This is a genomic window from Bradyrhizobium sp., from assembly GCF_017881085.1.
Lineage (GTDB): Bacteria > Pseudomonadota > Alphaproteobacteria > Rhizobiales > Xanthobacteraceae > Bradyrhizobium.
In genome coordinates this window covers 1-11,973 of sequence record NZ_JADGRI010000153.1, presented here as the reverse complement: position 1 = coordinate 11,973, position 11,973 = coordinate 1, and the positions used below count along the sequence as shown (strand labels likewise).

At 63.1% G+C, this 11,973-nt stretch carries 10 protein-coding genes and 1 pseudogene; 3 read left to right on the top strand and 8 right to left on the bottom strand.

The features are described from left to right. The 3 genes and pseudogenes from QZ213_RS15715 to QZ213_RS15705 all read left to right on the top strand — a co-directional run. A pseudogene (locus tag QZ213_RS15715) lies at window positions 1–126 on the top strand (beta-ketoacyl-ACP synthase); the annotation flags it as partial. Between the two features lie 129 nt (window positions 127–255). Further along, window positions 256–1,536, top strand: coding sequence for a beta-ketoacyl-ACP synthase (locus QZ213_RS15710; protein ID WP_291687005.1), 1,281 nt, complete (start codon window positions 256–258; stop codon window positions 1,534–1,536). Window positions 1,537–1,618: 82 nt separating this feature from the next. Beyond that, the gene (locus tag QZ213_RS15705; protein ID WP_291687004.1) at window positions 1,619–2,551 is read left to right on the top strand and encodes a lipid A biosynthesis lauroyl acyltransferase; all 933 of its coding nucleotides are present in this window, start codon (window positions 1,619–1,621) and stop codon (window positions 2,549–2,551) included. A 111-nt stretch (window positions 2,552–2,662) separates the two neighbouring features. On the opposite strand, the gene QZ213_RS15700 is transcribed toward QZ213_RS15705, so the two are convergent. The 8 genes from QZ213_RS15700 to QZ213_RS15665 form a co-directional block, all read right to left on the bottom strand. Next, window positions 2,663–3,775, bottom strand: a complete 1,113-nt coding sequence (locus QZ213_RS15700; protein ID WP_291687003.1) for a polyamine ABC transporter substrate-binding protein — start codon at window positions 3,773–3,775, stop codon at window positions 2,663–2,665. An 11-nt stretch (window positions 3,776–3,786) separates the two neighbouring features. Further along, complete coding sequence (locus QZ213_RS15695; protein ID WP_291687002.1) at window positions 3,787–4,950, bottom strand: aminotransferase; 1,164 nt, start codon at window positions 4,948–4,950, stop codon at window positions 3,787–3,789. Window positions 4,951–4,958: 8 nt separating this feature from the next. Next, the gene (locus tag QZ213_RS15690) at window positions 4,959–5,285 is read right to left on the bottom strand and encodes a rhodanese-like domain-containing protein (protein ID WP_291687001.1); all 327 of its coding nucleotides are present in this window, start codon (window positions 5,283–5,285) and stop codon (window positions 4,959–4,961) included. A 126-nt stretch (window positions 5,286–5,411) separates the two neighbouring features. Next, window positions 5,412–7,334 (bottom strand): potassium transporter Kup, encoded by a 1,923-nt coding sequence (locus tag QZ213_RS15685; RefSeq protein WP_291687000.1) that lies wholly within the window; start codon window positions 7,332–7,334, stop codon window positions 5,412–5,414. 122 nt (window positions 7,335–7,456) lie between these two features. After that, on the bottom strand, window positions 7,457–9,355 hold the full coding sequence (locus QZ213_RS15680; RefSeq protein WP_291686999.1) for a potassium transporter Kup: 1,899 nt from the start codon (window positions 9,353–9,355) through the stop codon (window positions 7,457–7,459). A gap of 157 nt (window positions 9,356–9,512) precedes the next feature. Beyond that, window positions 9,513–10,343, bottom strand: coding sequence for a flagellar motor protein MotB (locus QZ213_RS15675; RefSeq protein WP_291686998.1), 831 nt, complete (start codon window positions 10,341–10,343; stop codon window positions 9,513–9,515). A 32-nt stretch (window positions 10,344–10,375) separates the two neighbouring features. Beyond that, a complete protein-coding gene (locus tag QZ213_RS15670) occupies window positions 10,376–11,149 on the bottom strand; it encodes a MotA/TolQ/ExbB proton channel family protein (protein ID WP_291686997.1) in 774 nt (257 codons plus the stop codon). A gap of 187 nt (window positions 11,150–11,336) precedes the next feature. Then, on the bottom strand, window positions 11,337–11,973 hold a 637-nt coding region (locus tag QZ213_RS15665; RefSeq protein ID WP_291686996.1), incomplete at its 5' end, for an SDR family NAD(P)-dependent oxidoreductase.

The window sequence follows — 11,973 nt, the reverse complement described above, 5'->3', positions numbered from 1 at the left end:
CTGTTTCCGCCCAACGATCCGACCGGGCTGGAGGTTGAAATGTCGGCGCCGCCGTCCCAGATTGTGGTGGTGGGGGCCGGTCATTGGCGGGGCGAGGGCATGGCCTTGGTCGAATCGATCAAGTGAGCAACGCGCCAGCGTCCGACTCAACGCTGTTGAACCGGACTCCGGCGCTATCCTTTGGTTTGAGCGTGATCTTTTCGGAAAACCGGTCTCCCTTTTTTCCGGATCATGCTCCAGGCGGGCGGGGAAAACATGACAGCACCACGCGATAAACTCGGACGGCCGATTGTCGTCGTCACCGGCATGGGCGTCGTGACATCGCTCGGCGCCGGCAAGGCCGACAACTGGAAAAAGCTCACCGCGGGCGAATCCGGCATACGGACCATCACGCGTTTTCCCACCGAGGGCCTGAAGACGACCATGGCCGGCACGGTCGATTTTGTTCCCGTCGAGCCGTTTTCGTCGACCGATCTTTCGGAGCGGCTGGCCGATATCGCCACCGAGGAAGCCATTGCCGAGGCCGGCATCGGCAGTAAAGGCGATTTTCCCGGGCCGCTGTTCCTCGCCGTTGCGCCGGTGCAGGTCGAATGGCCGCAGCGGTTTGAGCTCGGACGCGCGGTCGGGGGCGACGAGGCATTCGATTACGACGCCCTCCTGCGCGTCAGCGGCGATGCACGATTCACAAAATATCATCACCGGTTCCAGTTCGGTTCGGTCGCCGATCATCTCGCCGAGACATTCGGCACCAAAGGCTCGCCGATCTCGCTTTCGACCGCCTGCGCCTCCGGCGCCAGCGCCATTCAGCTCGGCGTCGAAGCCATCCGCCGTGGCGAGGCGGACGCCGCGCTGTGCGTTGCCACCGATGGCTCCGTCAATCCGGAAGCGTTGGTGCAATTCTCATTGCTGTCGGCGCTGTCGACCCACAACGACCCGCCGCAGGCAGCGGTGCGTCCGTTCGCAAAGAACCGCGACGGGTTCGTGATGGCGGAAGGCGCCGGCGCGCTGGTGCTGGAAAGCCTCGAATCCGCTACCGCCCGCGGCGCGAAAATCCTCGGCATCGTCGCCGGCTGCGGCGAACTGGCGGACTCGTTCCACCGCACCCGCTCCAGCCCCGACGGCAAGCCGATCATCGGATGCATGCGCAATGCGTTGTCGGATGCGGGCCTCGATCCCGACCAGATCGACTACATCAACGCCCACGGCACCGGAACGCCGGAAAACGACAAGATGGAATATCTGGGCATCTCGACGGTGTTCGGCGAGCGTACCGGCCGGATTCCGGTATCCTCCAACAAGTCGATGGTCGGCCACACCCTCTCCGCGGCCGGCGCGGTCGAAGCGATATTTTCGCTGTTGACGCTCGAGCACCAGCGGATTCCGCCGACGATCAATTACGACGTTCCGGATCCGGCGATCCCCTTCGACGTGGTTCCCAACAAGGCCCGCGACGCCCGCGTCACCGCCGTGATGTCGAATTCGTTCGGCTTCGGCGGTCAGAATGCCGTGCTGATCTTGACGCGCGAACCGGCTTGACCGGCTCAAGCCTTCAGATGCCGGCGATTGACGTCATGCCAACCGGCGATACACACACGACCGAAATCGTCGTTGGTTTCTGATGCACCCCCTGTTGCTTCGCACCAAAGCCCGCCTGCGCGACGCGACCAAGCCGCTCGGCGAAGCCGCTGTCGGCGCGCTGACGATCGCGCTATTGCGCACCACCCGCTATTTCGACCCGATCAAGACCGCCAATTTGTTCGGCCGGATCCTGCGCACGATCGGACCGTTGACGCGCGAGCAGAAGATCGGCCGCGCCAACCTAACCGCCGCCTTCCCGGAAAAATCACCGGAGGAGATCGAGACCATCCTGGCAGGCGTCTGGGACAACCTCGGACGGCTGGGCGCCGAATTCGCCCATCTCGACCATGTCTGGGAGCACGATCCCGCGCACCCCGAGGACAGCCGGATCGAAATTCAGCCGCGCACCCACGAATTGTTCGCGCAGCTGCGGCTCGACGGCAAGCCGGCGCTGATCTTTGCAAGCCATCTCGGCAACTGGGAACTGCCGGCTGTGGCCGCGGTCGCGCATGGGCTGGATGCCTCGATCCTGTTTCGCCGGCCCAACAGCGCTTCCGCAAACCGCATCATCGAAGAGATCCGCGCGGTCAAAATGGGAACGCTGATCCCGGCCGGCCGTGACGCTCCGCTCCGGCTTGCGGAGGCCCTGCAGAACGGTCAGCACGTGGCGATGCTGGTCGACCAGTACCTTGCCAACGGCGTCGAGGTGACGTTCTTCGGCCGCAAGACCAAGGCCAATCCGACGCTGGCGCGGCTGTTGCGGCAGATCGAGTGCCCGATCCATGGCGTCCGCATCATCCGCCTGCCCGGCCATCGCTTCCGCGCCGAACTCTCCGAGGAAATACAGCCGGTGCGTGACGCGTCAGGGCAAATCGATGTTCAGGGCACGATGCAGGCGATCACCTCGGTGGTCGAGGGCTGGATCCGCGAATATCCGGATCAATGGCTGTGGCTGCACCGTCGCTGGCGGTGAGGTATTGATCCTCATGGTGAGGAGCGCGTCTTCGCGCGTCTCGAACCATGAAAGCCCCGATGCTGCCATCCTTCGAGACGGCGCTTGCGCGCCTCCTCAGGATGAGGAGAACTACCTGCCCGTCTTCACCTTGGTCCACAGCCGGTTGATGATGCGCTGGGTGGCGGGATCGCGCGCCGTGATCACGAACAGTTTCTTCTGCGTCGCTTCGTCCGGATAGATATTCTTGTCGTCGAGTATCTTCGGATCGACCAGCTTCTGGCTCGCCAGATTGCCATTGGCGTAGGACAGGAAATCGGAATTTTTCGCCGCGACGTCGGGCCGGTAGAGATAGTTGATCAGTTCATAGGCTTCGGCGACGTTCCTGGCATCGGCCGGAATTGCCAGATTGTCGAAAAACATCTGCGCGCCCTCTTTCGGAATGGCATAGCCGATCTCGATGTCGTTCCTGGCCTCCGCGGCGCGGCTTCGCGCCTGCATGATGTCGCCCGACCAGCCCACCACGAAGCAGATCTCGCCCGTCGCCAATGCGCTCAGATATTCCGATGAATGGAACTTGCGGACATAAGGCGTGATCTTCGTGACGAGATCGGCGGCCTTTTCAAGGTCCGCCTGTTTGGTCGAATTGGGATCGAGACCGAGATAGCCCAGCGCGGCCGGGAAGATGTCGTCGGCGGAATCCAGCATGTGAATGCCGCAATCCCTGAACTTGGCGAGGTTCTCCGGCTTGAACACGATGTCCCAGCTGTCGATTTTGGCGCCGGGACCGAGAATTTTCTGCGCCATCTTGACGTTGTAGCCGATGCCGGTCGTGCCCCACATGTAATTGGCGGCGTATTGATTGCCGGGGTCGTAGATGGCGAGTTGCTCGGTCACCACCGGCCAGGCGTTGACGAGGTTCGGCAGCTTCGATTTGTCGAGCTTCTGGAAAATATTGGCCTTGATCTGGCGCTGCAGGAAATAGGCAGTGGGAACGACGAGGTCATAGCCGGATTTGCCCGCGAGCAAGCGTGTTTCCAGCGTCTCATTGGCGTCGAACGTATCGTAGACCACCTTGATGCCGGTTTCCCTGGTGAAGTCCTCGAGCACTCCCGGCGCCATGTAGTTCGACCAGTTGTAGAAATTGACGGTGCGCTGCTCGGCCTTAGCGGGCGGCGACAGCGCCGCAAGCAGCGCGGCCGTCGCGATGGCATATCGAATGGGGTACCGGCTCCGGTCGCACATCTCCTGACCTCTTATCGGCGATGCACCGCGTCGGACAGACGCTCCAGCGCGGTATCGAGGGTTGCATCCTTCTTGGCGAAGCAGAACCGCACCACCGAGGTGACGGCATCCTGCTCGTAAAACGCCGACACCGGAATCGCCGCCACCTTGTAGTCGGTCACGATGCGCCGGCAGAACGCCTCGTCGGTCTCGTTGAGGCCGAGCGGCGAAAGGTCGACGGTGAGGAAATAGGTGCCCTGCGAGCGAAGCACCGGGAAGCCGATGCTTTCGAGGCCGGCGGTGAGGCGATCGCGGCTCTTCGCCAGATCCCTGCGCATCTGATGAAAATACTCCGCGGGCTTGCCGAGCCCATAAGCCACCGCGGCCTGAAGATTGGGCGCGGTGGTGAAGGTGAGAAACTGGTGCACCTTCGCCGCGACCCGCAGCAGCGGCGGCGCCGCGCAGACAAAGCCGATCTTCCAGCCGGTCAGCGAAAAGATCTTTCCGGCCGAGCCGACCTTGATGGTGCGCTCGCGCATGCCCGGAATGGTGATCAGCGGAATATGCTCGCGGCCGTCGAAGACCACATGCTCCCAGACCTCGTCGCAGATCGCGATGGTATCGAACTGCTGGCAGAACCGCGCCAGCAATTCGAGGTCCTCGCGCGGATAGACCACGGCGGCGGGATTGAGCGGATTGTTGAAGAGGACCGCCTTGGTCTTGTGGTTGAAGGCGCTTCGCAGCATCTCCTCGGAGAGCCGCCAATGCGGCGGTTCGAGGCGCAGCAGGCGCGGAATGCCGCCGGCCTGGCGAATGATCGGCAAATAGGAATCGTAGACCGGCTGGAACACGATGACCTCGTCGCCGGGCTCGACCACGGCAAGGATGGCGCTGGTCAGCGCTTCGGTGCCGCCCGAGGTCACCATCACCTCGGCCATGGGATCGAGGGCAAGACCGTGCCAGCGCCCGTAATGGGCCGCGATCGCCTGCCGCAGCTCCGGAATGCCCATCATCGACGGATACTGGTTGTAGCCGTTCATCACCGCATCCGAGGCCGCGCGGCGGATGTCCTCGGGGCCGGGATCGTCGGGAAAGCCCTGACCGAGATTGATGGCGTTGTTGTCGCGCGCGAGCTGCGACATGGCCTCGAAAATCGTGACCGGCAGCTCGGCAAACACCTTGTTCATCGAAGTCATGGCGCCGGTCAGCCGCCGGTCTTGGTCGGCAATCCCGCGGCCTTCCAGGCCAGCATTCCGCCCGCAAGATGCTTGTCGTAGGCAAGGCCCGCGGCCTGGGCGGCGAGCGACGCCGTCACCGATCGCTTCCCCGAGCGGCAGGCAAACACCACCTGCTTGCCCCCGGGATCCGGGATAGCCTTGGGATCGAAACTGGAGAGCGGAACCACGACGGCGCCAGGATAGGCCTCGGCGGCCACCTCGTTCGGCTCGCGGACGTCGACCAGGAGGTAGCGTCCCTCCGCCATGCCCTTCGAAACGTCTTCCGGCGCCAAATCTGTGACCTGTTGACCCACTCGATTCCTCCCAGCGTCGGCACGAGCAAATTCAGTAGTGATTACCGAGGGCTCGCCTTCGGCGCCAACCTCGCCTCTCAGGCGGCGAAAATCAAGCGCCGGCAGCCAGTTTGATGATGGCCATGATCAGACCGTTACCTGCGTTCCCACCTCGACCACCCGTCCGCTCGGGATCTGGAAATAATCGGTGGCGTCGTTGGCGGTGCGGCTCAGGGCAATGAAGAGATGGTCCTGCCAGCGCGGCATGCCGGAATGCGCCGCCGGCTTGAGCGCGCGGCGCGACAGGAAGAACGATGTCGACATGATGTCGAATTGCCAGCCCAGTTTTCGCGCGATCGCCAGCGCTTTCGGCACGTTGGGCGATTCCATGAATCCGAACCGCAGCGTGACCTTGGAGAAGGTCTTGCTGATCTCCTCCAGCCTCACCCGCTCGACCGGGTCGATCCGCGGCGTCGGCGCGGTTTCGATGGTCAGAATGACGTTCTTCTCGTGCAGCACCTTGTAGTGCTTCAGGCTGTGCATCAGGGCGGTCGGCGCGCTGATGGGATCGCTGGTCAGGAAAACGGCGGTGCCAGAAACCCGCTGCGGCGGCCGCTTTTCCAGCATCGATACCAGATCGGCCAGCGGAAACTCCAGCTTGCGAGATTTCTCGAACAAGAGCCGGCTGCCGCGCCGCCAGGTGTACATCAGCATCATCACCACGGCGCCCAGCGCCAGCGGCACCCAGCCGCCCTCCAGCACTTTCAGAAGGTTCGCGGCAAGGAAGGTGAGATCCAGGAACAGGAATGGCGCGATCAGCGCCGCGGCCGCGAACGGCGACCATTTCCAGACCCGCCAGATCACGACGAATCCCATCATGCCCGTAACCACCATGGTCCCGGTCACGGAAATGCCGTAGGCCGACGCCAGCGCGCTCGAAGAGCGGAACATCAATACCAGCAGCACCACGGCGATCAGCAGCAGCATGTTGATGCGCGGGATGAAGATCTGCCCGGAATGGGCTTCCGACGTATGGCGAATTTCGAATCTCGGCAGCAGGCCGAGCTGAATGGCCTGACGCGTCAGCGAATAGGCGCCGGTGATTACGGCCTGGCTCGCGATCACGGTCGCCAGGGTGGCGAGAGCGACCATCGGAATCAGGGCCCAGTCCGGAAACATCAGGAAGAACGGGTTTTCGACCGCCTTGGGGTCGCCGATGACGAGCGCGCCCTGCCCCAGATAGTTCAGCGCCAGCGACGGCAGCACGATGAAGAGCCACGCGGTCTGGATCGGGCGCTTGCCGAAATGCCCGAGGTCGGCATAGAGCGCCTCGGCGCCGGTGACGGCGAGAAACACGGCGCCGAGCGTGACGAACCCGATGATGCCGTGATGGAGCATGAACGAAACGGCGTGGACCGGATTCAGCGCCAGCAGAATTTCGGGATGGCGCATGATCGGGGTGATCGCCGCGATCGCGATGATGCCAAACCAGACGCACATCACCGGCCCGAAGAAAGCCGCGACGCGCGCCGTGCCACGCGACTGAACCGCAAACAGCACAAACAGGATGAGTACCGTCAGCGGCACCACATAGGGTTCGAACGCCTCGGTGACGAGCTTGATACCTTCGATCGCCGAAAGCACCGACAGCGCCGGCGTGATCACCGCATCGCCGTAGAACAGCGCGCCGCTGACGATCCCGAGCAGCACGATGGCACTGCCGCCGTAAGTGACCGCGCGCTGCGCCAGCGCCATCAGCGCCAGCGTTCCGCCCTCGCCATGGTTGTCCGCCCGCAGCAGGATCACCACGTATTTCAGCGTCACCACGATGATCAGCGCCCACAGGATCAGGGACACGACCCCGAGCACAGCCTGTGGAGTGGCCACGCCCCCGGCGCTGGCCGCCACGACGGCCTCGCGCAACGCGTAAAGGGGGCTGGTGCCGATGTCGCCATAGACGACGCCAATGCTGCCCAGCATCAGCGCCTTGAAGCCGGCGGTGGAGTGGGTTTCGCCATGCGCTTCGGCCGCCGCCGTTTCCGGGACGGGAACTACAATATCGGTGGTCATTTAGGTGGAGGCCTCAAAAAGCTTCACTGCATGGTAGCAAAGCGAGGGCGGCTTATAGTCCTGCGCTTGCCACACAGACTAGCCTCATTTTGTGCCCATGCCATGCAAAAATGCATAAATCGCTAGATGGTAACCTGGGTGCCGACTTCAACCACCCGCCCGGTCGGAATCTGGAAATAATCGGTGGCGTCGTTGGCCGACCGGCTCATCGCGATGAACAGATGGTCCTGCCATAGCGGCATTCCGGACTGCGCCGAGGGCTTCAGCGCCCGCCGAGAGACGAAGAACGACGTCGACATGATGTCAAACTGCCAGCCGAGCTTGCGGGCGATCACCAGCGCCTTGGGGACGTTCGGGGATTCCATGAAGCCGAAGCGCAGCCGGACGGTCGAAAACCGGTCGCTGATGGTTTCCATCCGGACCCGCCCGGCCAGGTCGACCCGCGGCGTCTGCGCGGTTTCGATGGTCAGAATCACGTTGTGCTCGTGCAGCACCTTGTTGTGCTTGAGATTGTGCAACAGCGCCGTCGGCACAAAACTCGGATCGCTGGTGAGAAACACCGCGGTGCCCTTGACGATGTGAGGCGGACGCTTTTCCAGGCTCTTGATCAAATCGTTGAGCGGAACTTCAATCCGCCGGGTCTTGAGGATAAGGATCGCAGTACCCCGGCGCCAGGTCCAGATCATGAAGGCCATGACGATCCCGAACAGCAGCGGCACCCACGCCCCTTCGAGCAGTTTCAACAGATTGGCGCTGAAGAACGTCATGTCGACGACGACAAACGGCACGATCAGCGCCGCCGCGGTGGCGGCGCGCCAATTCCACAATTTCCAGATCACCACGAAACCCATGATGCCGTCGGCGACCATGGTGGTGGAGACGGCGATGCCATAGGCGGAAGCCAGATTGCTCGAAGTGCGGAACAAGAGCACCAGCAGCAATACGCCGATCAACAGCAGCCGGTTCACGCGCGGCAGATAGATCTGGCCGGCATGCGTTTCCGAGGTGTAGCGAACCTCGAAGCGCGGCAACAGGCCGAGGTGCACCGCCTGGCGGGTCAGCGAATAGGCCCCCGTGATCACCGCCTGGCTCGCGATCACGGTCGCCGCGGTCGCCAGCCCGACCAGGGGCAACAGCAGGATTTCCGGCACCATCCGATAGAAGGAATTCTCGATCGCGGCGGGATCGGAAAGCACCAGCGCGCCCTGGCCGAAATAATTGATCAGAAGCGAGGGCAGCACGAAATAGAGCCAGCCGGCCTGGATCGGTTTGCGTCCGAAATGACCCAGATCGGCATAAAGCGCCTCGCCGCCGGTCACCGCGAGAAAGACCGCTCCCAGCGTCACCAATCCGATGGTGCCGTGCGTGAGCAGGAAATCGAGGGCGTACCAGGGATTGATCGCGGCCAGCACCGACGGGTCGTCGCTGATATGAATGAGGCCCAGCACCGCAAGCGTAGCAAACCAGACCACCATGACCGGCCCGAAGGCCGAGGCGACCCGCGCGGTGCCGCCGCTTTGAACCGCGAACAGAACGACCAGGATAAAGACCGTCAGCGGCACCACATAGTGCTCGAGCGCCGGCGCTGCGAGTTTGAGACCTTCGACCGCGGACAATACCGAAATCGCCGGCGTGATCATGGAATCGCCGATGAACATCGATGCGCCGACGACGCCCAGCGCCAGCAGCGGCCAGCTTCTGCGGCCGAGCGCCCGCTGCCCCAGCGCCATCAGCGACAGCGTGCCGCCCTCGCCGTTATTGTCGGCGCGCAACAGCAGCAGCACGTATTTCGCGGTGACGACGATAAACAGCGCCCACAGGATCAGTGACAGCACCCCGAGCACCATGACGCGGGTAACCGGCTGGCCCTGCGCGGCGCCCGCGACCGCCTCGCGGAATGCATAGAGCGGCGAGGTGCCGATATCCCCGAAGACCACGCCGATACTTCCCAGCGTCAGGGCCCAAAAGCCCGTCGTGACCGGCCCGTCCTGGGCTTCGGTTGATGTGACGCTGACGGCCATGATGGAAAACGCTCTATCGATTGATTTGATCCGGCCGGCTATCGACGCTTTCCGGGAAAGCCTGTCAACGGGTCGAGCATAGCAGCCGCCGGTGGCGCCACCTGTCTCCGCAGCGTCACACCTGTCACGATCTGTGCCGGTAAAATAGTAGTTGCGCCTACGGCTTCAGGCCGGGAGGCAGTGGCGGATCTTCGCGCATCAGGGTGATGGTCACGCGCCGATTTGCCGCCAGCGTGGGATCGTCGGGAAACAACGGCTGGGTATCGGCCTTTCCGGACACCGCAAAAAAGTGCCCGGGCGGCACGCCTTCCCGCTCGAGAATTTGGCGCACCGCATTGGCGCGATCCGCCGACAGATCGAACGCGCCGTAGTCGCTTCGCATCGGGACGAAACCCGCCGCCGTGTGACCCACGATGGAAAGGCGCAGCGGCGTCGCCTTGAGCGGAATTGCAAGCTTCTCGATCAGACGGCGGGTGCGGTCGTAAGGCGCCTTGGAGCCGTCGGCGAACATCGAACGGCCGTCCTGGTCGACGATTTCCAGATTGAGGCCCTGCTTGGTTTCCTCGAACATGATGTGTTTGGAGACTTCGGTCAGTTCCGGCATGTCCTGCAACGCCTGCCGCAATGACGCCGAGGCAAGCGCGAACTCGTGATCGACTTTCAGGCGGGCGCCCTGGGCGACACTGCGCTCCTGGTCATCCGGGGTCGGGGTATTGGATGCTTCCTCCGGCGGAATGTGGTCGGCGTTCTTCAGCTTCGGCCGTGTCGGCAGACCATCGGATTCGATGATACCGCTGAAGCGCGCTTCGCTCTGCACGCCGAACGCGTCGCGCATCGAGCCGGCGACGATCTTGAGCTTGTTGTTGTCCATGGTTGAAAAGGCGACGAGCATCACGAAGAAGCTCATCATCAGGCCCATGAGGTCGGCGAAGGTCACGAACCAGCCGTGGCCTCCTCCGTGTGCGTCGCCGCGTTTCTTCTTGGCCATCGCTTGCTTTCCGGACCGTCGTTACCGCCCGATCAGGCCGGGACCGGCTCGCCTTCTTCGTGGCGGTGCTTCTCCGGCAGGTAGGCCAGCAGCATTTCCCGGACCAGCGTCGGGCTCTTGGAGTCCCGGATCATCAGAATTCCGTCGATAATCAGGGTGCGGTTGGTCTCCTCATCGAGCAGCTTGCCGTGCAGCTTGTCGGCGATCGGCAGACAGAACAGGTTCGCGACCAGCGCGCCGTAGAGCGTCGCCAGCAACGCGGTCGCCATGAACGGGCCGAGCTTCGAGGGGTCGGTCATGTTGGCGAACATCTGCACCATGCCGATCAGCGTGCCGATCATGCCGAACGCCGGCGCGCAGTCGCCGATGGCGCGGTAGATCTTGCCACCTTCGTCGAGATGCATCAGGAAATTGTCGCGGTCGCGCTCGAGATTGTCGCGGATGAATTCAAGATCGTAACCGTCAGCGACATAGCGAATTCCCTTGGCCAGAAAGGCCTCGTCGGTCTCGACCTTTTCCAGGCCGACCGGCCCCTGCTTGCGCGCGATTTCCGCGATGCGGGCAAGTTCGTCGACCAGGTCGCGCGCCGACAGCCGGCTCATGGTGAAGGCGAATTTCGCGCCCAGCGGCAGACCGTGCAGGATCGCGCTGAGCGGGAACCTGATCATGGTCGCGGCGATCGAGCCGCCGAAGATGATGATGACCGCATGTTCGCTGACGAACATGTGCAGATCGCCGCCCATGAAGACCATCACCGCGATGACAATGATGCCGAACACGAGCCCAGCGCCCGTCATGATATCCATGGGAAACTCCAACGCGTAGCGAACGACCGGCCGTTCTGGACGATGGCGCAGCCCACCCCGAGCCGCACAACAGAACCCTACGTACGCGCCATTAAAGACGCGTAAAGGTTAAACCGATTGCCTCGGCGCCGACGCATCAACCGGCCGCAAAATCCAATCTCAACACTCCGCTAACCATAACCGGAGGCTACGCGTTAAAGACGCGCGATGCCGCGGTCAGGCCCGTCAGCTCGAGGCTGAGCGCGCGCAACCGCTTGCGGGCGGCCTCGTCATAGGCCTGCGGGTTGGCTCGCGCCTGGCTCATGCCGTTGAAGAACAGCCCGCTCTTGCCCGCGACATCGTCGCCTTCGGCAAGATGCAGGATCGCCTCCCCGCCCTGCTCCACCGTCGAGATCGGCGTGATGCCGCCGGCCCGCACCATGGTCGTGTTCATGTAGGTCGCGGGGTGAAGCGAATTGACCGTGACGCCGGTCCCCTTCAGCTCTTCGGCGAGATCGATGGTGAACATGATTTGTGCCAGCTTGCTCTGCGCGTAGGCGCGGCTGCCGCTGTAGCCCTTCGTGATCATGACATCGTCGAAGTCGATCGGGTGCTGGCCGAGCGAGGCCACATTCACGATGCGCGATGGCGCACTCGCCCTGAGCAGCGGCAGCAGCCGATAGGCGAGCAGGAAGCCGGCGAGATAATTGACCGCAAAACGCAGTTCATGACCATCCGCGCTGATCTGCCGCGCCGGCCCTTCATTCTGCGATCCGATGCCGGCATTGCTGATGAAGATGTCGAGCCGCTTGTTATCGGCCAGCACCGCGTCGGCCAGCTGCCCG